This is a genomic window from Pseudomonas sp. Ps21-P2, from assembly GCF_039672565.1.
Classification (GTDB): Bacteria; Pseudomonadota; Gammaproteobacteria; order Pseudomonadales; family Pseudomonadaceae; genus Aquipseudomonas.
In genome coordinates, this window is record NZ_JBDFPL010000016.1 from 12,224 (window position 1) to 34,851 (window position 22,628).

21 protein-coding genes are annotated in these 22,628 nt (G+C 62.1%); 16 read left to right on the forward strand and 5 right to left on the reverse strand.

Annotation, left to right across the window (positions count from 1 at the left end; genetic code table 11):
* Positions 1-92 precede the first annotated feature (92 nt).
* Positions 93-2,237 (reverse strand): ATP-dependent DNA helicase DinG, encoded by a 2,145-nt coding sequence (dinG, locus tag ABEH28_RS26350; protein ID WP_065992603.1) that lies wholly within the window; start codon positions 2,235-2,237, stop codon positions 93-95.
* Between the two features lie 129 nt (positions 2,238-2,366).
* Between dinG and ABEH28_RS26355 the strand changes: the two genes are divergently transcribed.
* Positions 2,367-2,831 carry a CopD family protein gene (locus ABEH28_RS26355; protein ID WP_192171564.1) on the forward strand — a complete coding sequence of 155 codons (465 nt, stop codon included), beginning with the start codon at positions 2,367-2,369 and terminating at the stop codon, positions 2,829-2,831.
* Positions 2,832-2,989: 158 nt separating this feature from the next.
* Here the strand turns inward: ABEH28_RS26355 and ABEH28_RS26360 are convergent, their stop codons facing one another.
* The 3 genes from ABEH28_RS26360 to ABEH28_RS26370 form a co-directional block, all read right to left on the reverse strand.
* Positions 2,990-3,763, reverse strand: coding sequence for a collagen-like protein (locus tag ABEH28_RS26360; RefSeq protein ID WP_346631500.1), 774 nt, complete (start codon positions 3,761-3,763; stop codon positions 2,990-2,992).
* Positions 3,756-4,031, reverse strand: a complete 276-nt coding sequence (locus ABEH28_RS26365) for a DUF1145 domain-containing protein (RefSeq protein ID WP_346631501.1) — start codon at positions 4,029-4,031, stop codon at positions 3,756-3,758. Before ABEH28_RS26365 ends, ABEH28_RS26360 begins: the two co-directional genes overlap by 8 nt.
* 343 nt (positions 4,032-4,374) lie before the next feature.
* Positions 4,375-5,076 carry an OmpA family protein gene (locus ABEH28_RS26370; RefSeq protein ID WP_133777092.1) on the reverse strand — a complete coding sequence of 234 codons (702 nt, stop codon included), beginning with the start codon at positions 5,074-5,076 and terminating at the stop codon, positions 4,375-4,377.
* A 243-nt stretch (positions 5,077-5,319) separates the two neighbouring features.
* On the opposite strand from ABEH28_RS26370, the gene ABEH28_RS26375 reads away from it, so the two are divergent.
* Both ABEH28_RS26375 and ABEH28_RS26380 read left to right on the forward strand, forming a co-directional pair.
* The gene (locus tag ABEH28_RS26375; RefSeq protein WP_346627509.1) at positions 5,320-5,817 is read left to right on the forward strand and encodes a DUF6231 family protein; all 498 of its coding nucleotides are present in this window, start codon (positions 5,320-5,322) and stop codon (positions 5,815-5,817) included.
* Positions 5,818-5,827: 10 nt separating this feature from the next.
* Complete coding sequence (locus tag ABEH28_RS26380) at positions 5,828-6,301, forward strand: YchJ family protein (RefSeq protein WP_346631502.1); 474 nt, start codon at positions 5,828-5,830, stop codon at positions 6,299-6,301.
* Between the two features lie 42 nt (positions 6,302-6,343).
* Here the strand turns inward: ABEH28_RS26380 and ABEH28_RS26385 are convergent, their stop codons facing one another.
* Entirely contained in the window at positions 6,344-6,949 is a 606-nt protein-coding gene (locus tag ABEH28_RS26385; RefSeq protein WP_346631503.1) for a hypothetical protein, read from the reverse strand.
* A gap of 115 nt (positions 6,950-7,064) precedes the next feature.
* Here ABEH28_RS26385 and ABEH28_RS26390 point away from each other — a divergent pair, with 115 nt between their 5' ends.
* The 13 genes from ABEH28_RS26390 (at position 7,065) to pdeM (ending at position 22,550) form a co-directional block, all read left to right on the forward strand.
* The gene (locus ABEH28_RS26390; protein WP_346631504.1) at positions 7,065-7,550 is read left to right on the forward strand and encodes an LEA type 2 family protein; all 486 of its coding nucleotides are present in this window, start codon (positions 7,065-7,067) and stop codon (positions 7,548-7,550) included.
* A gap of 4 nt (positions 7,551-7,554) precedes the next feature.
* The gene (locus tag ABEH28_RS26395) at positions 7,555-7,761 is read left to right on the forward strand and encodes an SEC-C metal-binding domain-containing protein (RefSeq protein ID WP_065992586.1); all 207 of its coding nucleotides are present in this window, start codon (positions 7,555-7,557) and stop codon (positions 7,759-7,761) included.
* Positions 7,762-7,882: 121 nt separating this feature from the next.
* Positions 7,883-8,527, forward strand: a complete 645-nt coding sequence (locus ABEH28_RS26400) for a glutathione binding-like protein (protein WP_346631505.1) — start codon at positions 7,883-7,885, stop codon at positions 8,525-8,527.
* Positions 8,528-8,669: 142 nt separating this feature from the next.
* Positions 8,670-11,153, forward strand: a complete 2,484-nt coding sequence (locus tag ABEH28_RS26405) for a penicillin acylase family protein (protein ID WP_346631506.1) — start codon at positions 8,670-8,672, stop codon at positions 11,151-11,153.
* Positions 11,154-11,786: 633 nt separating this feature from the next.
* Positions 11,787-12,839, forward strand: coding sequence for a ligase-associated DNA damage response exonuclease (locus ABEH28_RS26410; RefSeq protein ID WP_192171573.1), 1,053 nt, complete (start codon positions 11,787-11,789; stop codon positions 12,837-12,839).
* Positions 12,836-14,551 carry an ATP-dependent DNA ligase gene (locus tag ABEH28_RS26415; RefSeq protein ID WP_346631507.1) on the forward strand — a complete coding sequence of 572 codons (1,716 nt, stop codon included), beginning with the start codon at positions 12,836-12,838 and terminating at the stop codon, positions 14,549-14,551. The genes ABEH28_RS26410 and ABEH28_RS26415 overlap by 4 nt, the downstream gene beginning before the upstream one ends.
* A 380-nt stretch (positions 14,552-14,931) precedes the next feature.
* A complete protein-coding gene (locus ABEH28_RS26420) occupies positions 14,932-15,714 on the forward strand; it encodes a transporter substrate-binding domain-containing protein (RefSeq protein ID WP_346627501.1) in 783 nt (260 codons plus the stop codon).
* Positions 15,715-15,793: 79 nt separating this feature from the next.
* The gene (locus ABEH28_RS26425; protein WP_172609418.1) at positions 15,794-16,522 is read left to right on the forward strand and encodes an ABC transporter permease; all 729 of its coding nucleotides are present in this window, start codon (positions 15,794-15,796) and stop codon (positions 16,520-16,522) included.
* Positions 16,519-17,229 (forward strand): ABC transporter permease, encoded by a 711-nt coding sequence (locus ABEH28_RS26430; protein ID WP_108122169.1) that lies wholly within the window; start codon positions 16,519-16,521, stop codon positions 17,227-17,229. The genes ABEH28_RS26425 and ABEH28_RS26430 overlap by 4 nt, the downstream gene beginning before the upstream one ends.
* A 9-nt stretch (positions 17,230-17,238) precedes the next feature.
* Positions 17,239-18,357, forward strand: coding sequence for a succinylglutamate desuccinylase/aspartoacylase family protein (locus ABEH28_RS26435; protein ID WP_346631508.1), 1,119 nt, complete (start codon positions 17,239-17,241; stop codon positions 18,355-18,357).
* Positions 18,358-18,369: 12 nt separating this feature from the next.
* Positions 18,370-19,134, forward strand: coding sequence for an ATP-binding cassette domain-containing protein (locus ABEH28_RS26440; RefSeq protein WP_346631509.1), 765 nt, complete (start codon positions 18,370-18,372; stop codon positions 19,132-19,134).
* Between the two features lie 270 nt (positions 19,135-19,404).
* Positions 19,405-21,897, forward strand: coding sequence for a ligase-associated DNA damage response DEXH box helicase (locus ABEH28_RS26445; RefSeq protein WP_346631510.1), 2,493 nt, complete (start codon positions 19,405-19,407; stop codon positions 21,895-21,897).
* Positions 21,894-22,550: a ligase-associated DNA damage response endonuclease PdeM gene (pdeM, locus tag ABEH28_RS26450; RefSeq protein WP_346627499.1), complete on the forward strand. Its 657-nt coding sequence runs from the start codon at positions 21,894-21,896 to the stop codon at positions 22,548-22,550. The genes ABEH28_RS26445 and pdeM overlap by 4 nt, the downstream gene beginning before the upstream one ends.
* Positions 22,551-22,628: the final 78 nt, after the last annotated feature.

Consider the following 22,628-nt stretch of genomic DNA (forward strand, 5'->3'; position numbering starts at 1 on the left):
TCATCTGAGGCCCGGAGCACGACAGAGGTCGCGCGCATCCGGAAGGACCAGGAATAAGACCCGGTCAACCGTGTTTCATTTGCAACACGGGTTCAGGAAATTTCGCGCCGGAATGGCGGCAGTGCATTGAGGATGGCTTTGCCATAGCGCTGGGTTACGACCCGGCGATCCAGCAGCGTGATGATGCCGCGGTCCTGTTCGGTGCGCAGCAGACGACCGCAGGCCTGGATCAGCCGCAACGAAGCGTCTGGAACGGCGATTTCCATGAACGGATTGCCGCCTCGCGCTTCGATCCACTCCGCCAGTGCGGCTTCGACCGGATCATCCGGCACGGCGAAAGGAATCTTGGCGATCACCACGTGCTCGCAGTAAGCGCCGGGAAGGTCGACCCCCTCAGCGAAGCTGGCCAGCCCGAACAGAACGCTTTCATCGCCGCCGTCGACGCGCGCCTTGTGCTTGTTCAGGGTTTCCTGCTTGGACAGGTTGCCCTGGATGAACACCCGCTTGCGCCAGTCCCGCTCCAGCCCGTCGAACACTTCCTGCATCTGTTTGCGCGAGGAGAACAGCACCAGCGTGCCTTTGGAGCCTTCGACGAGATTCGGCAGTTCACGGATGATGGCGGCCGTATGTTCGGCCGCGTTGCGGGGGTCGGCCTTGAGGTCCGGCACGCGCAACACGCCGGCGTCGGCATGGTGAAACGGACTCGGCACCACGGCAGTAACGGCGTCTTTTGGCAACCCGGCACGCATGCGGAAACGGTCGAACTTGCCCAGCGCGGTCAGGGTGGCCGAGGTCACCAGCGCGCCGTAGGCCACATTCCACAGGTTGCGGCGCAGCATTTCGGCGGCAAGGATCGGGCTGGCGTTGACCTCGATGTCGAACAGCGAGCCGCTGTCGGCCAGGGTCAGCCAACGCGCCATAGGCGGGCTGTTTTCCGGGTCTTCAGCGGTGAAGGCGGTCCACAATTCCCAGTTGCCATGGGCGCGGGCCAGCAAGCTGCCGAACAACGGATACCACTCTTCCGCCTGATGGCTGGCGATGCCAATGTTGACCTCGCCGTCCATGCCTTCTTTCAGCAGCTCGGTCAGGCGCGTGAACAGGTCGTCGAGTCGGGCAAAGCCTTTTTTCAGCTCGATGCCCATCTCGCGCATGTGTTCGGGGACCACGCCGCCGACGAAGCGATGGCGCGGACGCTCGCGGCCTTCCATGTCTTCGCCTTGCTTGAAGTCGGCCAGTTGCTCGCAGGCGGTGAACATGAATTGCTGCTGGGTCTTGATCTCCCGGGCCAGCTCGGGGACCTGTTCGATCAGTTTGCCCAGGTCGCCCGGCAGCGGGTGCTGGGCGAGCAATTTGGTGAGGTTCTTGGCGGTTTGCTCCAGCCAGTCAGCGGTGGAGCGCAGGCGACTGAAATGGGCGAAGTGGCCGATCGCCTTGTCTGGCAGGTGATGGCCTTCGTCGAAGACATACAGAGTGTCGCGAGGATCGGGCAGGACCGCACCGCCGCCCAGCGCCAGGTCGGCCAGGACCATGTCGTGGTTGGTGACGATGACGTCGACTTTGCCCATGCCCTCGCGGGCTTTGTAAAAGGCGCACTGCTGGAAGTTCGGGCAGTGGCGGTTGGTGCACTGGCTGTGATCGGTGGTCAGGCGCGCCCAGTCCTGGTCCGCCAGTTCCTGAGGCCAGCTGTCGCGGTCGCCGTCCCATTTGTTGCCGGCGAGCTTTTCGATCATGGTGGTGAAGAGCTTCTGGCTGGCCTCATCCACTTCGATCTTGAAGCCTTCTTCTTCGAAAAGCTGCGCGGTCGCGCTCTGGGCGTCGCCTTCCTGCAGCAGCATGTCGAGCTTGGACAGGCACATGTAGCGGCCACGGCCCTTGGCCAGCGCGAACGTGAAGTTCAAGCCGCTGTTGCGCATCAGGTCGGGCAGGTCTTTGTAGACAATCTGTTCTTGCAGCGCGACGGTCGCGGTGGCGATGACCAGGCGCTTGCCAGCGGCCTTGGCGGTCGGAATGGCCGCGATGGCGTAGGCAACGGTTTTGCCGGTGCCTGTCCCTGCCTCGACCGCCACGACGGCGGGATCACCCGAACGGCGGCCTTCTTCGTCGGTATCGACATCGCCCAGCACCTTCGCCACTTCAGCGATCATCAGGCGCTGGCCGTACCGAGGCTTGAGGCTCTTGGCTTCGAGGAAACGCGAGTAGGCGCCCTGAATCTGGGATTTGAGTTCGGTGCTGATCATGGGCTGGGTCGTTGGCTCGGCGTCACGGGTGCTGAATGAAAACACGAAAACCGCTGGATATATCTTCAGTAGTCGCAGCGGGCGGCTATCATACCGCGCTAATTCTTTCTGCGCAGATCGGAGTTCTCGATGTCACCTGTAGCCTTTGTCTACGCCTTGCATGTGCTGGCAGCGATTGTGTGGGTAGGAGGCATGTTTTTCGCCTGGATGATTCTTCGACCGGCGGTCATCGCGGCCCTTGAAGGCCCGGCCCGGTTGAAGCTGTGGCTGCAGGTGCTGCCGCGATTCTTCGTATGGGTCTGGTGCGCGGTGATCATGCTTGCGGTGACCGGCATTGGCATGATCAACGTCAACTTCAGCGGCTTTCAGACCGCGCCACGCTATGTGCAGGTGATGATGGGTCTGTATGTGGTGATGGTGGCGCTGTTTCTGCGCGTGTCGACGCTGAACCTGCCGCAGTTGCGCAAGGCTGTGCTCGCCGAGCAATGGGCTGAGGGTGCCGCTGCGCTGGGCGGGATGCGGCGTCTGATGGGGATCAATCTGATGGTGGGGGTGGCCGTTGTGGCGATCGCTGCCATCAGGCCAATGCTTTGAGAGTTGGGGAAGCGCTGCTCGCGAAAAGGCGGTCCACCCGCTGGATATCCGGCGGCTGAAAGGCTGTCTTCGTGAGCAAGCTCACTCCCACATGAACCGTGTCGGCTCCACGAAAGAGAGCCGTCTGGACGGTATATAACGCCTGTGGGCTATCGGGCTTATAAGTTACGAACCACGATAGCGCCCGTTGGCCCTGCTGCGCCGGACTGGCCCTTGTCGCCGTTCTTGCCGGACTTGGCGCCGTCAGCGCGGTAGACCACGCAGCCTTTGGACGCGCCGCCTTTGCCGCCGCGACCGCCGTCTCCGCCGATACCACCCGCACCGCCCTGGACATTGACTTTGATGCGGTCATTGCCGAAGGTCGCTGGCAGTTCTAGACGAACGAGCGCACCCGGCGCGCCGTCACGGCCGTTGCCGCCATTGTCGCCGTCGATCCCGCGACTGGCAGAACCCCATGTGCAGCCCGGATCGATGCCGTTGCCGCCGTCAAGGCCGACGTAACCGGGCGAGCCCGCACCACCGCGTGCGTCGACAAAGAGCTGGTCAGCGTTGAGTTGTTCGATCCGCAGGTTGAGGTTGCGGCCTGGGGTCGGCGGTTTTTCGAAGGTGCCCGGGGCGCCCCGCGCGGTGATTTCGGCGCCGCTGCCGAGGTCGGCCTGTTTGACCTGCAGGCTGAATGCCTCGCCACTCGGGACGATGGCGATGCGTGATTCATGGCCCATGACAAGTTGGCCGACTTTGACTTCGGTGAGGCCGGCCGGGATCAGCAGGGTGCCGTAGTCGGCGACTTCGAGTCGGTCCAGTTGCAATACGCTGGTTTTGGACGGCAGGCGCATGAGCGAGTGGGTTTCGACGGAGATGGTCTGGGCCATGATCCAGGGGCTGGTCAGGGCGGACAGCAGGCCTGCCGTTATCAGCATCGCGTTACGCATGGTGTACCTCCGCCTGTGGGCGTTTGAATGTGTTCAGGTGAAATAGGCCGAAGAGCAGAATCTGAAGGCGATCCCGCCAGGGATGGGGGCGGCCGCGCAGGCTGACGTTGTAGCTGATCAGTTCGATGATGTGGGTGAGCAGCAACAGGCCGCCAGCCAGTTTGAACAGCAGGTCGAAGGGGTGTGGCATGGCGATGGTGAGGCTGGTGATTATCAGTAGCCAGAATGCTGTTGTCAGTACTTTCCCTGTTCCCCAAATCACACTCATGTGGTGCCTCTGCTGTTTTTGGTTTTGTGCGGTGAAAACGGTTTGCGCACAGTACGGTGAGGCGGGGGACTATGCCAGAGGCAGGTTTCAAAAGTTGCTCGCGTTCAGCCTGCACCCAAGTCGCGTTCTGCGGTGTTTGAACCTTTTGCGCACGAAGATCAACAGCAAGGGCTTCCCGGCTGAAGCCGGTCCCACTGAATGCACACGCGGCTGTTAGTGGGACCGGCTTTAGCCGGGAAGGGGCCGGTGTGGACAAAGGTTTTGTTGAACATGAAACCGAATTCAAGAAATACCAAAGCCCCGGCTTTCACACCGGGGCTTCCTTTGAAGCATCAACCTTGTCTCAACGGTTGATTTTGATCTCGACGCGGCGGTTCAGCGCTCGGCCGTCGGCGGTTTTGTTGTCGGCCACAGGCCGCGCTTCGCCATCACCTTCAACGGACACGAACGAGGCACGCGGGATGCCGGCGCTGACGAGGTAGTCAGTCACTGATTGCGCGCGTTTTTGCGACAGTTTCTGGTTGTACGCATCGCTGCCTACGCTGTCGGTGTGGCCGCTGACGTGGAGTTGCACGTTCGGAGCTTCGGTTTTGAGTTTGGTCGCAACCATGTCCAGTTGCTGTTTGTCACCCGGTGTCAGCGTGGCTTTGTTGAACTCGAAGTGCACGTCACGAATGGTGATGATTTCTTCTTTCGGCAGCACCACCGGAGCAGCAACTGGCTCAGGCGCAGGAGTCACGATCGGGCAACCGGTCGCATCGACCGGGGTGCCTTTCGGCGTGTTCGGGCATTTGTCCTTGCTGTTGAGGACGCCGTCGCCGTCATCATCACCGTCCCCGTGGGCCCAGCAATACGCGCCGGCCATCACGCCCACCGCACCACCGAAGCCTGCCGCCACCGAGGCGGTCTGGAAGGCGCCGATCGCGGCGCCAGTCAGCGCGCCACCGGCCGCACACAGTGGCCAGTCGGTCTTTTGCAGGCCCGCACAGCCCGTCAATACACTGGTAACCAAAATCAGAGGTAACGCTGTCCGAATCATGCTCATACAGTTCTTCTCCTTTGGTATCGGCTAAAACCGACTGAAATGCAGTAAAGACGCGTGTGGGGCCGTTCGCCACCCCGATTTCAGGGGTTTACGGGATTTCACCGCACAATTCGGACTCTTCTTTGGGGAATAGCCTTTTGCCTTCACTCCGTACGCTTTGTCATATCGCGAAATGAAAAAGTTCAAGCACTAGGCCATCGAAGTTCAGCGCGCTACCCTTGCCCGCCTGACCGAGGAACTCCAATGACTGATCGCTTCTCCTGCCGCACGCCGCAACAGGCCCTCGCCGCCCTGCTCGACCTCTATGCGCCGAAGCGTTTGCTGCTGGTGGGCGCCGAGGAATTTCCGGCGTTGCAGGCTTTTCGCGAAGCGCATCCGCAAACCGAGCTGGCCCAGGCGGCACCGGGCCTTTTGCCCGCCGATCTGGCCGGGCAGCGTTTTGATCTGGCGCTGGTGGTGGACTGCTTGGAGCACATACCCAAGCGTGCGGGGCTGGAGCTGTTGGGCGGAATCCGCAACCTCAATGCCAGCCGGATCGCCGTGCTGGCCGACCTTGATGCCTGCGGCTGGCAATCCACTGATTTCTACTCGCTGGCACTCCAGGCCAGTGAACGGTTTTCCCGGGATGAGCAAGTGCTCACGCTGTTCACCTACGATCTGCGGGAATACAAACAGGTGCCGGACTGGCTGAACGCGAAGTTCTGGGCCAATCCGGAGAATTACGGCAAGTACTGGTGGTGAGAGACGCATCATGAGCAGCGCAATATGTCCCTGCGGCAGCGGCAATCTTCTCGACGGTTGCTGCGGTCGCTATCACGCCGGTCAGCCTGCCCCTTGCGCCGAAGCGCTAATGCGTTCGCGCTACAGCGCTTATGTGCTGGGATTGGTGGACTATCTGTTGGACACCACATTGCCGGCGCAGCAGCCCGGGCTGAACCGAGATGCCATCAGCCAGTGGAGCGCCCAGAGCACCTGGCTGGGCCTGGAAGTGGAAGGCGCCGAGTTGATCGGCGGCCAACCTGAGCACGCATTCGTGAACTTTAGCGCCCGCTGGCACGATGCCGACGGCGAGCATTGTCATCGCGAGCGCTCGGCGTTCGTGCAGCATGAGGGACGCTGGTATTTCATCGACCCGACGGTCTCGCTCAAAGCCGGTCGTAACGACGCCTGCCCCTGCGGCAGCCGGCAAAAATTCAAGAAGTGCTGTTCGGCTTATCTCGCCTGACCTGTCAGCGGCAACGCCAGTAACGTCTATGACAGGCAGTCCTCAGGCCAGGCGGATGTGGGAAACGTCCGGCACCAGCACGTGCTCAACCGGCTTGTCCTGGCCCAGATCAGCGCCCGCCGGAGCCAGGCTCAAGCCGGACAGGTCCAACTGCGGCGCACGCGTCGGCATTCTCGGATCCTGCACGTCCTCGCCCGGCTCGGAGAGCGTGTAGTCAGGCGCCTCGACGTCCACAAACGCAGCCATGTAAACATCACGCGGCTTGACACTGGCTTTGCGCGTCGGCGTGGCGTCGTTGGGCGGCGCCGTCAGGCTTGAGGGCTTGCGCGTCCAGCTCGGCTCGTCGGGCGGCGGAGCCAGTTCGACCTCTTCTACTTCAACCTGGGCCGGCGCTTCTGCAACAGGGGCCTCCACGACATGCGCCATGGGCACGACCTGGGCCATGGCTCCGGCACGTTCGAGGGTCGAGCGGTACTTTTCGGCGGCCGTCTCATCGAGGTTGTTTTTCAGGACCAGCCGACGGCCGGAGAACAATAACGCGATGCGCTGAGCGTCCGCCTGAAACAGCTTCGCCAGGTTGGCCTTGACCAGATCCGGCTGCGCGCCGGGCACCAGTTGGCCGGAAAACACGATTTCGTAGAGCTTCATGGTCAATACTCCTTCGACACATGGCGCGAGTATGGCGCAGGCTGTGGAGAACGGCGAGTCACGTGCAGTGGCGGTCAGACCGGGCCTATCAGACCGGACACAAAGGGAGCGACCCATGATGTTTGCAGCACACGTCCTCAGAATCGCAGGCCTCTTCGCGCTCCTGGCGCTGTCGGGCTGCTCAACCTGGATAACCGGGGGCTTCGAAGACCCCGACGTCAAGCTGCTCAAGGTCGAGGTGGTCAAGGCCAAGTTGCTGCGTCAGGACTTCAATCTGCGCTTTCGGGTCGACAACCCCAACGACTCCAGCCTGCTGGTCCGCGGCCTGCGCTACAAGATCCTGCTCAACGACATGTTGCTCAGCGAAGGCGTCTACAGCGACTGGTTCATCGTCAAAGCCAACAGCCACAAAAACTTCTCCGTGCCGATCCGCACCAATCTGTGGGAACACCTCAAGGACATCTCCAAGGTGCTCGGCAAAGCCAATCAGCCAGTGCATTACCGATTGGAAGGCAAGCTCAAGACCGGATTTTTATTCGGACACAGCGTGCGCATCGGGCGCAATGGCGACATAATCCCCGGCGATTTGATTCCGGAGTAACCCCATGAACCAGCAAGCCCACGTGCACGGTCCCGATTGTGACCACGATCACGACCATCACGATCACCATCATGACCATGGCCACGTGCACGGCCCGCATTGCGGCCACGCACCTCAAGAGCCGGTCCGCAACACGCTCAAGGATGTCGGCCGCAACGACCCTTGCCCGTGCGGCAGCGAGAAAAAATTCAAGAAGTGCCACGGCGCGTAACGCACCCGGCTCCTTCCACGGCCTGATCTTCAGGCCGTTTTCATTTGTGCGGTGGACGTTTGAAGGCGTAAAACAGGTGCAGCCTTAATGGCAGTCGTGATGACTTCACCTGGAGCGCGCAATGATCGATCTGCACTACTGGACCACCCCCAACGGCCACAAAGTTTCGATTTTCCTCGAAGAAGCGGGTCTGCCGTACACTATTTTCCCGGTCAATATCGGCGCGAACGAGCAGTTCGAATCCGATTTTCTGAAGATATCCCCCAACAACAAAATTCCAGCCATCGTCGACCACCAGCCTGCTGACGGCGGCGAACCGCTGAGCCTGTTCGAGTCCGGCGCGATCCTGCTGTACCTGGCCGAGAAGACCGGCCGGTTCATTGCGACAGACCTGCGCGGCCGGCAGGAAACCCTGCAATGGCTGTTCTGGCAAATGGGCGGCCTGGGCCCGATGGCCGGCCAGAATCACCATTTCAACCGGTTCGCCAAAGAGAAGATTCCCTACGCGATCAAGCGCTACGTCGACGAAACCGCGCGCTTGTATGGCGTGTTGAACGAGCGTCTGTCCGATCGCACCTTCGTTGCGGGCGAGGACTACGGCATCGCAGACATGGCGATCTACCCGTGGATCGTGCCGCACACGTTTCAGGAGCAGAACCTGGATGACTTCCCGCACCTCAAGCGCTGGTTTGACGCAGTGGCCAATCGCGATGCGGTGAAGCGGGCCTACGCACTGGTGGACAAGATCAATCCCCCGAAGCCGTAATCCCAGGGTCGAAAGGGTTCAAGGGGACGCGCTGATATCCCCTCTGAAACCCGAAAATAAACTCCCTCCCCCGGCTTGCGTGACGCGCGCCTGCTCTCTAACGTAGCGCCTTTTCTACGTCCACCCCCGCAGGAGCTCCATCATGGCCTCGCCAGCCCTTTCAACTTTGAAGACGCGCATGAGCGCGGCCGCTGCCATGATTGGACTTTTGAGCCTGGCCGGTTGCCAGCTGGGCGGTGAAGACCGCGACAGCCTGCCGCCTGCCAGCGGGGTGTTTGCCATTAAAGGGCTTGCGCAGAACGTTTCCATTCGCCGCAACAATCTGGGCATGCCGCTGATAGAAAGCAGTACGTTCCATGACGCGCTGTTTACCCTCGGATATGTCCACGCCAGCGATCGCATTACGCAAATGATGCAAATGCGCCTGCTCGCTCAGGGCCGACTGTCGGAAATCGCAGGACCGGGCGCCCTCGATCTCGACCGCATGATGCGCGCCGCCAACCTCAAGCAGACCGCCGGCCAGTTGTATGCCGCTTCGTCGCCGCGCCTGAAACGCTTCTTCGAGGTGTACGCGCGCGGCGTCAACGCCTACCTGTTCCGCTACCGCGACAAACTGCCGGCTGACCTCGCCGACTCGGGCTACAAGCCTGAATACTGGAAGCCCGAAGACTCGGCGCTGATCTTCAGCCTGCTCAACTTCAGCCTGTCGGTGAACCTGCAGGAGGAGATTTCCTCGCTGGTGCTGGCGCAGAAAGTCGGCGCGGACAAGCTGGCCTGGCTGCTGCCGACCTACCCCGACGAAGCGTTGCCCTTCGCTGAAGCCGACAAGCTCAAAGGCCTGAACCTGGGCAGCCAACTGCCGGGCCTGAGCGATCTGGACAAAGCGGCGCTGCAGCTTTCGGACCTCAACCTGCTGGGCGTTTCGGCGTCGAACAACTGGGTGATCTCGCCCCAGCGCGCCCGCGCCGGCAAGAGCCTGCTGGCCACCGACAGCCAGTTGGCGCCGACCCTGCCGTCGATGTGGAATTTCGTGCAGATCCGCTCGCCGAAATACCAGGCTGCAGGCGCGACCGTTGCGGGCTTGCCGCTGGTCTTGTCCGGCTTCAACGGCAAACTGGCCTGGGGCATGGGCCCGGCGATGGGCGACAATCAGGACCTGTTCCTGGAAAAGCTCAAGCGCGAGAACAACCGCCTGATGGTCATGGCCGACGGCAAATGGGTCGCGGCGGGCGCCCATGAGGAAACCTACTTCGTCAAAGGCCAGAGCCCGGTGCGCGAGCCTGCCTACGAAACCCGTCATGGCCCGCTGCTCAACGCGAGTTCTGCGCAACTGGCCAGCGGCCTGGGCGTTGCCCTGCAGATGCCCGACGCCAAGGACGACAAAACCCTCGACGCCCTCTTCGATCTGACCCGCGCGCAAAACGTGCAGCGAGCCTTCGACACCACTCGGGAAATTCGTGCCATCACCCTGAACATGGTGTTCGCCGATGCCTCGAACACCGGCTGGCAAGTGACCGGCAAATACCCGAACCGCCGCGACGGACTCGGCCTGATTCCTTCGCCGGGCTGGGATGGCCGGTTCGACTGGGACGGCTACGCCGACGCGATGCTGCACCCGTACGATCAGGATTCGCAGCAAGGCTGGATCGCCACTGCCAACCAGCGCACCGTGCCAAAAGGCTATGGCATGCAGCTGTCCAATTCCTGGGACTACCCGGAGCGCGCCGAACGCATCGCCGAACTGGCCAATGCCGGCAAGCAGGACACCCGCAGCACCGTCGCTATGCAATACGACCAGACCACGACCTTCGCCGCCAAACTGAAGAAAATGTTCTCCGAGCCCGGCATGTCAGCGCCGCTGAAACAGGCCATCGACGCCCTGCCCGCGCCAGAGCGCGACAAAGCCCGCGAAGCGTTGAACCGCCTGATGGCGTTCGACGGCAGACTGTCGCCGGGTTCGGCAGATGCGGCGATTTACGAACTGTTCCTGCAAGAAAGCGCTCGCCAGACCTTCCTCGACGAACTCGGCCCGGAAACTAGCCCTGCCTGGAAAGCGCTGGTGCAAAGCGCGGACCTGTCCTACTCGCCCCAGGCCGATCACCTGCTGGGCCGCGAAGACAGTCCGTATTGGGACGACGTCAAAACGCCGCAAAAAGAAGACAAACCCGCCATCCTCGCCCGCAGCCTGGCCGCCGCCATCACCGTTGGCGAAAGCCAGCTGGGCGCCGATCACAAGGCCTGGCAGTGGGGCAAGTTGCACCAGACCACCTGGACCGCCCAAAGCGCCCAACTCAGCGCTGCGCTGGGCGGCAGCAAGGCAAGCGTGACCAAAGGCCCGATCGCCACCGGCGGCGACCACACCACGCTCAACGCCTCGGGCTTCCACTGGGGCCAGGACTTCAACGCCGCTGTTGTCCCGGCCATGCGCATCATCGTCGACTTCGCCCAACAAGAACCGATGATGGCGCAAAACGCCGCGGGCCAATCCGGCAACCCCGCGAGCCCATACAACGCCAACGGCATCGACCCCTGGATGAAAGGCCTGTACATGTCCGTGCCGATGCAACCGGAAAACTTCGAAAAAGCCTACGGCAAACAGCGCTTGACGCTGACGCCCGGGAAGTAAATGGCCGAGCCATCCGGGATGACGCGGAGCGTCTCGGGATGCATTCCCACGCGGAGCGTGGGAATGATCAAAGAAGTGGCGCCTGAAATGGCCCCTTCCCGGCTAACGCCGGTCCCACTAAAAGCGATGCGTGCATCCAAGATTGATGGTGCCTGAAATGGCCTCTTCCCGTCTAAAGCCGGTCATACGAAAAGCAGCGCGTGTGGTCAGCAGGACCTGCGGCGCCGTAGGACCGGCTTCAGCCGGGAAGCTTTCGATCTGCTTTTGATCTCCAAACACAAATAGCCCAGACGACACCAATCGCGACTTTGGTGCAGGCTGAACGCAGGTCTTGCGCAGTGGGCCGAGCCGCATGGATGCGGCGAGAGCGCCGTCAGGACATGGATGTCCGTTCGGCGCGGGCCCACGGAGCAAGACCGGAGTGAAGGAACCCTGAGGAACGAAGGGCCCAACCAGGAGCAGGCACCCTTGGTTACTTGGGGTGCTTTTCCAAGTAACTCGCCGAAGGCGAAACAGTCGAGCCGTTAGGCCGACGCTCTTGATCCTGATCTTGATCTTGATCTTGCTTCAAAACCCCGAACTTCTGCGCCCCGCCACCGCTCTACCTGACAAGTCCCCAAACCCGGTCAAACCATGGATCTCGTCATTGCCCGCCCCGAAGGCCTCTACTGCCCGCCCGGTGATTTCTACATCGATCCGTGGCGCCCGGTCGAACGCTCCGTCATCACCCACGCCCACGGCGACCACGCCCGCACCGGCAATGAACACTACCTCGCCGCCGCACCCGGCGAAGGCATACTGCGCTCCCGACTCGGCCAGGACATCAACCTTCAGACCCTCGCCTACGGCGAAAGCATCACCCACCACGGCGTCAAACTCAGCTTTCACCCGGCCGGCCACGTCCTCGGCTCCGCCCAGGTCCGCCTCGAATACCAGGGCGAAATCTGGGTCGCCTCAGGCGACTACAAAGTCGAACCCGACGGCACCTGCGAACCCTTCGAACCCGTGCGCTGCCACACCTTCATCACCGAATCCACCTTCGGCCTGCCGATCTACCGCTGGCAGCCCCAATCGGAAATCTTCGCCGGCATCAACGAATGGTGGCGCGCCAACGCCGCCGCCGGCAAAGCCAGCGTCCTCTTCGCCTACTCATTCGGCAAAGCCCAACGCATCCTCCACGGCATCGACCCCAGCATCGGCCCGATCCTCGTCCACGGCGCCGTCGAACCGCTGAACCGCGTCTACCGCGAAGCCGGCGTGCGCATCCCGGAAACCCACTACGCCGGTGACTTCAAAAAAACCGACCCCGCGTTGCGCAGCGCCCTGATCGTCGCACCGCCATCCGCCGGCGGCAGCACCTGGATGCGCCGCTTTGGCGAATTCAGCGACGCCTTCGCCAGCGGCTGGATGATGCTGCGCGGCACCCGACGTCGGCGCGGCGTCGATCGCGGCTTCGCCCTTTCGGACCATGCCGACTGGCCCGGCTTGCTCTGGGCCATCGAAAACACCGGCGCTGAGCGAGTGATGGTCACCCACGGCTCGGTGGCCGTGCTGGTGCGCTACCTGCGGGAACTGGGCCTCGACGCCCAAGGCTTCTCCACCGAATACGGCGACGAAGAGGACGACGCAGCGGCCAAGACCGAACCCGCACCCGAACCTGCATCGACAGGCGAGGCCTCGTCATGAAGGCCTTCGCCGAGCTGTATTCCGACCTGGACGCCACCACCTCCAGCAACGCCAAACTGGCGGCCATGAAAGCCTATTTCAGCAAGGCCGCCCCCGAAGACGCCGCGTGGGCGGTGTACTTCCTGTCCGGCGGACGCCCACGGCAACTGGTGCCGACGCGTATGTTGCGTGAGCAGGCGCTGTTGCTGTCCGGACTGCCGGAATGGCTGTTCGAGGAGAGTTACCAGGCGGTAGGCGATCTGGCGGAAACCCTGTCGCTGTTGCTCCCTAAAGCCGAGCACAGCTCAGAGGAAGGCCTGGCCAGCTGGATGGAAAACCATCTGCTGCCTCTACGAGGCCTGCCTCCGGAAGAATTGCTCGAGCGCCTGCCGACGTTCTGGTCGCAACTGGACCCGCAAAGCCTGATGGTCTGCCTGAAGCTGATCACCGGCAGTTTCCGCGTCGGTGTTTCGAAGCTGCTGGTGACCCGCGCCCTCGCCGCGCTGGCCGATATCGACAGCAAGCGCGTTGCCCAGCGGCTGGTGGGTTACACCGATCTTTCCCACCGCCCCAGCGCCGAGGGCTATCTAAAGCTTATCGCCGAAGAGTCGGCCGACGAACACGCGCAGCGGGGTGGCCAGCCCTACCCCTTCTTCCTCGCCCACACGCTGCAGCAACCGGTCGATCAGTTCGAGAACCTGCTGGGCGCCGCCGAAAACTGGCAGGTGGAATGGAAGTGGGACGGCATCCGCGCCCAGGTGGTCAAGCGCGAAGGTCGCCTGTGGATCTGGTCGCGAGGCGAAGAACTGGTCACGGATCGCTTCCCCGAACTGCACAGTCTGACCCAATGCCTGCCCGACGGCACGGTGATCGACGGCGAGATCGTGGTCTGGAAAGCCGCGGCTCCGGAGAAGGCCGAGGAAGGCGAATTCGCTCTGGACACCCCTGCCCCAGGCACGCCCGGCGAAGCGACGCCGTCGGTGCAGCCCTTCGCCCTGCTGCAACAGCGGATCGGCCGCAAAACCCTCGGCAAGAAGATTCTGGAAGACGTGCCGGTCGTCGTGCTGGCTTACGACCTGCTGGAATGGGAAGGCCACGATTGGCGCAGCCGCCCGCAACATGAGCGGCGCACGCAGCTGGAAAAGGTCATCGCCAACGCCCAGAGCCCGGTGCTGATGCCGTCTCCCGTCCTGACCGGCACCGACTGGCTCGACCTCGGCCGGCAACGCGAGGCCTCCCGCAGTCTCGGCGTGGAAGGCATGATGCTCAAGGCGCGGGACTCGCTGTACGGCGTCGGGCGCACCAAGGACATGGGCGTGTGGTGGAAGTGGAAAATGGACCCGTTCAGCGTCGATGCGGTTTTGATCTACGCCCAGCGTGGGCACGGCCGCCGCGCCAGTCTGTATAGCGACTACACGTTCGCGGTCTGGGACGGCCCGCCGGAATCCAGCGAACGGACATTGGTGCCCTTCGCCAAAGCGTATTCAGGCCTGACCGACGAAGAGATGCGCAAAGTCGATGCGATCATCCGCAAGACCACCGTCGACAAGTTCGGCCCGGTCCGAAGTGTTACCCCGACCCTGGTGTTCGAGTTGGGATTCGAGGGCATTGCGCTATCAAAACGGCACAAGAGCGGCATCGCCGTCAGGTTCCCGAGGATGCTGCGGTGGCGCCTCGACAAACCCGTTGCCGAAGCCGACAGCTTGGCGACGCTTCAGGACCTGCTGGCCTGAGCACCGTAGCGGTGCGCGAGGCTGGCTCGCGCCCGTGTCGAATGCGCTGAAATGGGGCGCACTACAAGCCCCAGTCTTTCAACGGCACGCCCCACAAGGCGTTTCGAATCTCCCCTCAGCTGTTAAAAGCACCGCTGCAGACCTTTGAGGCTGCAACTTTTTCGCCCACTCTCAACGGGATGCGGCTACTCTGCCGGTGCCTGCGGGGCCTCAAAAAAAGACAAAAGATGGCTCTAAGTCATCATTGCGACAACTCCGTACATTTAAAACGCGCGTTCGTTTGTTTGGTTCGGAAATTGCTGTCTATTTGCGGTCTGGCTTTTGCCGGTAGCAAGCCTTCGCGTGTTCCCAACGCTCAATTTGGTTTTAAGGACTGAACGATGAAAAAAGCATGGCTGACCCTTTCCGCACTCGCCATCTGTCTGGCCGCCGGTAACGCAATGGCCAAGGAATACAAGGAGCTGCGTTTCGGCGTCGATCCTTCCTACGCGCCATTCGAATCCAAAGCCGCCGATGGCAGCCTGGTGGGCTTCGATATCGATCTGGGCAACGCGATCTGTGCTGAACTGAAGGTCAAGTGCAAGTGGGTCGAAAGCGATTTCGACGGCATGATCCCGGGCCTGAAAGCCAACAAGTTCGACGGCGTGATCTCCTCCATGACCGTGACCCCGGCCCGCGAGAAAGTCATCGACTTCTCCAGCGAACTGTTCTCCGGCCCTACCTCGCTGGTCTACAAAAAAGGCTCCGGCCTGAGCGCTGACACTGCGTCGCTCAAAGGCAAAACCGTGGGTTACGAGCAAGGCACCATCCAGGAAGCCTACGCCAAGGCCGTTCTGGACAAGGCGGGCGTGAAAACCCAGGCCTATGCCAACCAGGATCAGGTGTATGCCGACCTCGTTTCGGGTCGTCTGGATGCCTCGGTTCAAGACATGCTGCAAGCCGAGCTGGGCTTCCTGAAGTCGCCACAAGGCGCAGACTATGAAGTCAGCAAGCCAATCGACGATCCCCTGCTGCCAGCCAAAACGGCCGTCGGCATCTCGAAAGGTAACAAGGACCTGAAAGCGCTTTTGGACAAAGGTATCAAAGCGTTACACGATGACGGCAAGTACGCCGAGATCCAGAAGAAGCACTTCGGCGATCTGAATCTGTACAGCGGTAAATAAGCAAACAGACGCCCGTTGATTTCAGCCAGAATCCGCTGCTGAAGTTAACGGGCGTTTTTATTGACTGTATAGGTTGCACATGTTCGAAACTCTCCTGCAAAACCTGGGACTGTCAGCATTCAGCCTGAAAGGCTTCGGCCCGCTGTTGCTGCAAGGCACCTGGATGACCGTCAAATTATCGGTAATGTCGCTGCTGCTGGCCATTGTGCTCGGCCTGCTGGGCGCCAGTGCCAAACTGTCAAAAGCCGCCGTGCTGCGGGTTCCGGCCCAGATCTACACCACGCTGATCCGGGGTATACCGGACCTGGTGCTGATGCTGCTGATCTTCTACAGCCTGCAAACCTGGCTGACCACGCTTACTGAAGCGATGGAATGGGATTACATCGAGATCGACCCTTTCTCTGCCGGCGTCATCACGCTGGGCTTCATCTATGGCGCGTATTTCACCGAGACCTTCCGCGGCGCGATCCTTGCCGTACCGCGCGGTCAGGTCGAAGCCGCCACGGCCTACGGGCTCAGCCGTTCGCAACGGTTTCGCATGGTGGTGTTTCCGCAGATGATGCGCTTCGCCCTGCCCGGCATCGGCAACAACTGGCAAGTGGTGCTCAAGGCCACGGCGCTGGTGTCGATCATCGGTCTGGCCGACCTGGTCAAGGCCGCCCAGGACGCGGGTAAAAGCACGTATCAGCTGTTTTACTTCCTGGTACTCGCCGCGCTGATTTATCTGGTCATCACCAGCGTGTCCAACTTCGCCCTGCGCTGGGCCGAACGGCGTTATGCCGCTGGCAGCCGGGAGGCTCAACGATGATCGAGTTGCTGCAGGAATACTGGCGCGCCTTCCTTTATACGGACGGCCAGAACATCACCGGCCTGGCCATGACGATGTGGCTGCTCAGTGCCTCCATCGCCATCGGCTTTATCGTTTCGATTCCGCTGTCCATCGCCCGCGTGTCGCGCAATCCGCTGGTGCGCTGGCCGGTGCAGTTCTACACCTACCTGTTCCGCGGAACGCCGCTGTATATCCAGTTGCTGATTTGCTACACCGGCATCTACAGCATCGCCGCCGTACGGGAGCAGCCGATGCTGGGCGCGTTCTTCCGGGACGCCATGAACTGCACCATCCTCGCCTTCGCGCTGAACACCTGCGCCTACACCACCGAAATCTTCGCTGGTGCCATTCGCAGCATGAACCACGGTGAAGTCGAGGCGGCCAAGGCTTACGGCCTGACCGGCTGGCGCTTGTACGCCTACGTGATCATGCCGTCGGCGCTGCGCCGTTCGCTGCCTTATTACAGCAACGAAGTGATCCTGATGCTGCACTCGACCACCGTGGCTTTCACCGCCACCGTGCCGGACATCCTCAAGGTCGCGCGCGACGCCAACTCGGCCACCTTCCTGACGTTCCAGTCGTTTGGCATCGCGGCGCTGATATACCTCACGGTCACGTTCATTCTGGTGGGCCTGTTCAGACTGGCTGAACGCCGCTGGCTGGCCTTCCTCGGCCCGACTCACTAGGAACCCTGCATGCGACACCAGACCCATGATCTGCTGGCCCCGGTGCCCGGCACCGCGCGGCAGATCCACAGCTTTCACTACGGCCCGGAAAACGGCGCCTGCAAGGTTTATATCCAGTCGTCCCTGCACGCCGACGAACTGCCGGGCATGCTGGTGTCCTGGTACTTGAAGCAGCGACTGGCCGAGCTTGAAAACGCGGGCCAGTTGCTCGGCGAAGTGGTGGTCGTTCCGGTGGCCAACCCGGTCGGCCTGGAACAGGTCCTGATGGACATGCCGCTGGGCCGTTACGAGCTTGAGAGCGGGCAGAATTTCAATCGCCGCTTCGTCGACCTCGGCCAGCAAGTGGGGGATGAAGTCGAAGCGCTGCTGACCGATGACCCCAAGGGCAACGTCACGCTGATTCGCAAAACCCTGCTGGCCGCACTGAATAACTGCGTCGGCAGCACCCAGCTGGAGTCCCAGCGCCTGACGTTGCAGCGGCTGGCCTGTGACGCCGATGTGGTGCTGGACCTGCATTGTGATTTCGAATCCGTCGAGCACCTGTACACCACGCCCGAGGCCTGGCCGCAGGTCGAGGCGCTGTCGCGCTATCTCGGCGCCCAGGCGAGCCTGCTGGCGACCGACTCTGGCGGGCAGTCATTCGACGAATGCTTCACGCTGGTCTGGTGGCAACTGCAGCAGCGGTTTGCCAAGCGCTTCCCGATCCCGCTGGGCAGTTTTTCCGTGACCCTGGAGTTGCGCGGCCAGGGGGATGTCAATCACGCTCTCGCCAGCCGCGATTGCCAGGCGATCATCAGCTACCTGATGCACCAGGGCGCCATTGCCGGCGAGCCGGTTGCGCCCCCTGAACTGATTTACCCGGCGACTCCGCTGGCGGGCGTCGAACCTGTTGCCACGCCGGTCGGCGGTCTGCTGGTGTTCTGCACACTGCCCGGCGAATACGTCGAGGCGGGGCAACTGATCGCTGAGGTCATCGACCCGATCAGCGACACGGTGACCCCGATCCACACGGCCAACGCTGGCCTTATGTACGCCCGCTCATTGCGACGCATGACGACCGCCGGCATGGTCATCGCCCATGTCGCCGGCACCGAAGCCTACCGCAGCGGCTACTTACTTTCTCCTTGAGGACTGCCCTTCATGTACAAACTCACCATCGATGGCCTGCACAAAAGCTACGGTGACCACGAGGTGCTCAAAGGGGTGTCGCTCAAGGCAAGCGTTGGCGACGTGATTTGCCTGATCGGCGCCAGCGGCTCGGGCAAGAGCACCTTCCTGCGCTGCATCAATTTTCTCGAACAACCCAATGACGGCGCCATGAGCCTGGACGGCCAGGCCGTGCGCATGGTCAGCGACGCCGGCGGTATGCGCGTTGCCGATCCAGCCGAGCTGCAGCGGATTCGCACGCGGCTGGCGATGGTGTTCCAGCATTTCAACCTGTGGAGCCACATGACGGTGCTGGAAAACATCACCATGGCCCCGCGCCGGGTGCTGGGCGTGTCGAAAGCCGAGGCCGAGGCCCGCGCGCATAAATACCTGGACAAGGTCGGGCTGCCCGCGCGCGTCGCCGATCAATACCCGGCGTTTCTGTCCGGCGGCCAGCAGCAGCGCGTGGCCATCGCCCGCGCCCTGGCGATGGAACCGGAAATCATGCTGTTCGACGAACCCACTTCAGCGCTCGACCCTGAATTGGTCGGCGAAGTGTTGAAGGTGATTCAGGGCCTGGCAGAAGAAGGCCGGACCATGATTCTGGTGACCCACGAAATGGGCTTCGCCCGCAAGGTCGCCAATCAGGTGGTGTTCCTGCACCAGGGCCAGATCGAAGAAATGGGCCACCCGGACGATGTGCTGGGCAGCCCGAAGAGCGAGCGTTTGCAGCAGTTTTTGAGTGGGAATTTGAAGTAACCGCCTGCTGCCGGCCTGACACCCCGCCTCAGTGCGGGATACGCATCACTTGTGGGAGCGACCGGGGTGGCGTTCCACCTTGCTCGCGAAGGCATTCTGTCAGTCAGCCTACCTGTTGCTGACCCGCCGAATTCGCGAGCAAGCTCGCTCCCACAATGCCCGATACAGCCGGTACATCTCTGCTCGACAACAATCGATCCAAACGGATATTCCATCAAACTATTGCACCCTCCCGACGGTCTCTGACTTAACCCCTCCCAGAGCCTGCGCATGCCAAAAGCCGTCAATTTCGCCAAGCGCTGGTTTGCCGAGCGCGGCTGGAAACCCTTCCCCTTCCAGAAGGAAGTCTGGGCCGCCGTTGCTCGCGGCGAGTCGGGGCTGCTGCACGCCAGCACCGGCGCGGGCAAGACCTACTCTGTGTGGTTTGCCGCACTCAACCAGTTCGCCAGACCTGCGCCCGAACCGACCGAGCAGAAGCCGCGCAAGCGCAAGCCCGTTGCCGCTCCCCTGAGCGTGCTGTGGATTACGCCCATGCGCGCCCTCGCTGCCGACACCGCACGGGCGCTGGAAGGTCCGCTGCAGGATTTGCAGATTCCCTGGAGCGTCGGCCTGCGCACGGGCGACACCAGCAGCAGCGAACGCGCCAAACAGGGTCGGCGCCTGCCCTCCGCGCTGATCACTACGCCGGAGAGCCTGACACTGCTGCTGACCCGCGCCGATGCCCAGGCGACGATGTCGACGCTGAAGATGGTCGTTGTCGATGAATGGCACGAGCTGATCGGCAACAAGCGCGGCATCCAGTTGCAACTGGCGCTGGCCAGGCTGCGCCAGTGGAATCCCGAGCTGGTCATCTGGGGCCTTTCCGCAACCCTCGGCAATCAAGATCATGCGCAACAGGTGCTGGTGGGCGACCACGGCACCACCGTTCACGGCAAAGTGGTCAAGGAACTGATCGTCGACACGCTCTTGCCGCCCTCCATCGAGCGCTTCCCCTGGGCCGGGCACATGGGCTTGCGCATGCTGCCCCAGGTGCTGGCCGAAGTGGACAGCAGTTCCAGTTGCCTGCTGTTCACCAATACCCGGGCGCAGTCGGAAGTCTGGTATCAGGCGCTGCTGGAAGCCCGTCCTGACTGGGCCGGGCTGATCGCGCTGCACCACGGCTCGCTGTCCCGCGAGGTCCGTGACTGGGTTGAACGGGCGTTGAAAGAAGGCCACCTGAAAGCCGTGGTCTGCACCTCCAGCCTCGATTTGGGCGTGGACTTTCTGCCAGTCGAGCGAGTGCTGCAGATCGGCTCGGCCAAGGGTGTCGCGCGGCTGATGCAGCGTGCGGGACGCTCGGGCCACGCGCCAGGCCGCCCGTCACGGGTCACACTGGTGCCGACTCATAGCCTGGAGCTGGTGGAGGCCGCCGCTGCCCGCGCCGCCGTCGACGCCCGCCTGATCGAACCCCGCGAATCACCCCACAAACCGCTGGATGTCCTCGTACAACATTTAGTAAGCATGGCCCTCGGTGGCGGCTTTACCCCCGACGCATTATTGGCCGAAGTTCGCACTGCCTGGGCGTACCGCGACCTGACCGACGAAGAATGGGAATGGGCGCTGGCGTTCGTGCGCTACGGCGGCTTGTCGCTGACGGCCTACCCTGATTATCGACGCGTCGAGCCGGACGAAGACGGCATCTGGCGCGTCCCCGATGCGCGCCTTGCCCGCCGCCACCGCATGAGCGTGGGCACCATCGTCAGCGACGCCAGCATCAATGTGAAGTATTGGAGCAAGGGCGGCGGAGGCGGATCCCTAGGGAGCGTCGAAGAAGGCTTCATCGCCCGATTGAAACCCGGAGACGGCTTTTTGTTCAGCGGTCGCCTGCTGGAACTGGTGCGCGTTGAGAACATGACCGCGTACGTGAAAAAGGCGACGAGCAAAAAAGCCGCCGTCCCACGCTGGAATGGCGGACGGATGCCGCTCTCAAACGAATTAGCCGATGCCGTTGTCGAGAAATTCGATGCGGCTGCCCGGGGTGATTTCAGCGGTCCCGAGATGCACATCGTCAGCCCGTTGCTCGAGGTGCAGCGGCAATGGTCAGCGTTGCCGCGCAAGGACACGCTGCTCGCGGAAGTCCTGAAGTCCCGGGAAGGCTGGCATTTGTTTCTGTATCCCTTCGCCGGACGGCATGTTCACCTGGGACTGGCAAGCTTGCTGGCGTGGCGGCTGAGCCGGGACACGCCACTGACTTTTTCCATCGCCGTGAATGACTATGGCTTCGAGCTGCTCAGCGCCACCCCGATCGACTGGAACGAGCGTCTGACGACTCAGCTGTTTTCCGAAGACGAGCTTCTCGCCGATATCATTGCCAGCCTGAACGCCGGTGAACTGGCCTTGCGCCGCTTTCGCGAGATTGCCCGCATCGCCGGTCTGGTGTTCTCCGGCTACCCCGGCGCCCCCAAAAGCAACCGACAACTGCAGGCCTCCAGCGGCTTGTTTTTCGAAGTGTTCAAACAGTACGACGCCAGCAACCTGCTGCTGACCCAAGCGCAGGAGGAAGTACTGCGACAGGAGCTGGACGTGGCCCGTCTCGAACAAACCCTCAGCCGCATCAATAACCGGACCCTGGATTTGCACGTGATCAAACGCCCCACCCCGATGGCCTTTCCGCTGCTGGTCGAACGCATGCGCGAAAGCCTCAGCACCGAAAAACTCTCCGACCGCATCGCACGCATGGTCAGCGATCTGGAAAAAGCCGCCGGACCTGAGGTTATGACGTGAGGCCGTATCTTTCGATTCAACTGGCAGGTGCGGAGTTGTGGTTACTGGCGGACAAAGCCATTTATTACCCGGCGGAGCGCGCGCTATTGATCGCCGACGCCCACTTTGGCAAGGCCGCTGCCTACCGAAGGCTGGGCCAGCCAGTGCCCCATGGCACCACCGACGATAACCTTCAGCGCCTGGATGCACTGCTGGCGAGCTACGACTGCGATCGGTTGATCTTTCTGGGGGATTTTCTTCATGCTCCGGAATCCCATGCGGCGCGCACACTGTCGGCCATTCAGGCTTGGCGTGACAAACACCACGATCTGGCAATCACCCTCATTCGGGGGAACCATGACAAGCGAGCAGGGGACCCGCCACCGGCGTTGCGCATGGACGTCGTCGAGGAGCCGATGTTTCTGGGGCCGTATGCCCTGCAGCATGAACCTGCCCCACACCCTGACTTTCACGTACTGGCGGGCCATGTTCACCCGGCGTACAGGCTATATGGACGTGGACGCCAGCGATTGCGGCTGCCGTGCTTCTACGTGCTGCCACGGGTGAGCCTGCTGCCAGCATTCGGCGCGTTCACGGGGGGAATGAATATTGATCGGGCTGAGAACAGCAAAATCTATGTCGTGGGGGATGGGGCGGTGTGGGAGGCGGTTTGAGAAAAGCGGGCAGTTTGAGATCGCGGGTCGACGTGCGCCGAGGCACCGCTGGTCATTAGCTGACGACCAAACCGGGGA

Bases quoted from the DNA above. Each gene is read 5' to 3' on its own strand.
- dinG (WP_065992603.1), bottom strand. From the start codon at position 2,237: ATGATCAGCACCGAACTCAAATCCCAGATTCAGGGCGCCTACTCGCGT.
- ABEH28_RS26355 (WP_192171564.1), top strand. From the start codon at position 2,367: ATGTCACCTGTAGCCTTTGTCTACGCCTTGCATGTGCTGGCAGCGATT.
- ABEH28_RS26360 (WP_346631500.1), bottom strand. From the start codon at position 3,763: ATGCGTAACGCGATGCTGATAACGGCAGGCCTGCTGTCCGCCCTGACC.
- ABEH28_RS26365 (WP_346631501.1), bottom strand. From the start codon at position 4,031: ATGAGTGTGATTTGGGGAACAGGGAAAGTACTGACAACAGCATTCTGG.
- ABEH28_RS26370 (WP_133777092.1), bottom strand. From the start codon at position 5,076: ATGAGCATGATTCGGACAGCGTTACCTCTGATTTTGGTTACCAGTGTA.
- ABEH28_RS26375 (WP_346627509.1), top strand. From the start codon at position 5,320: ATGACTGATCGCTTCTCCTGCCGCACGCCGCAACAGGCCCTCGCCGCC.
- ABEH28_RS26380 (WP_346631502.1), top strand. From the start codon at position 5,828: ATGAGCAGCGCAATATGTCCCTGCGGCAGCGGCAATCTTCTCGACGGT.
- ABEH28_RS26385 (WP_346631503.1), bottom strand. From the start codon at position 6,949: ATGAAGCTCTACGAAATCGTGTTTTCCGGCCAACTGGTGCCCGGCGCG.
- ABEH28_RS26390 (WP_346631504.1), top strand. From the start codon at position 7,065: ATGATGTTTGCAGCACACGTCCTCAGAATCGCAGGCCTCTTCGCGCTC.
- ABEH28_RS26395 (WP_065992586.1), top strand. From the start codon at position 7,555: ATGAACCAGCAAGCCCACGTGCACGGTCCCGATTGTGACCACGATCAC.
- ABEH28_RS26400 (WP_346631505.1), top strand. From the start codon at position 7,883: ATGATCGATCTGCACTACTGGACCACCCCCAACGGCCACAAAGTTTCG.
- ABEH28_RS26405 (WP_346631506.1), top strand. From the start codon at position 8,670: ATGGCCTCGCCAGCCCTTTCAACTTTGAAGACGCGCATGAGCGCGGCC.
- ABEH28_RS26410 (WP_192171573.1), top strand. From the start codon at position 11,787: ATGGATCTCGTCATTGCCCGCCCCGAAGGCCTCTACTGCCCGCCCGGT.
- ABEH28_RS26415 (WP_346631507.1), top strand. From the start codon at position 12,836: ATGAAGGCCTTCGCCGAGCTGTATTCCGACCTGGACGCCACCACCTCC.
- ABEH28_RS26420 (WP_346627501.1), top strand. From the start codon at position 14,932: ATGAAAAAAGCATGGCTGACCCTTTCCGCACTCGCCATCTGTCTGGCC.
- ABEH28_RS26425 (WP_172609418.1), top strand. From the start codon at position 15,794: ATGTTCGAAACTCTCCTGCAAAACCTGGGACTGTCAGCATTCAGCCTG.
- ABEH28_RS26430 (WP_108122169.1), top strand. From the start codon at position 16,519: ATGATCGAGTTGCTGCAGGAATACTGGCGCGCCTTCCTTTATACGGAC.
- ABEH28_RS26435 (WP_346631508.1), top strand. From the start codon at position 17,239: ATGCGACACCAGACCCATGATCTGCTGGCCCCGGTGCCCGGCACCGCG.
- ABEH28_RS26440 (WP_346631509.1), top strand. From the start codon at position 18,370: ATGTACAAACTCACCATCGATGGCCTGCACAAAAGCTACGGTGACCAC.
- ABEH28_RS26445 (WP_346631510.1), top strand. From the start codon at position 19,405: ATGCCAAAAGCCGTCAATTTCGCCAAGCGCTGGTTTGCCGAGCGCGGC.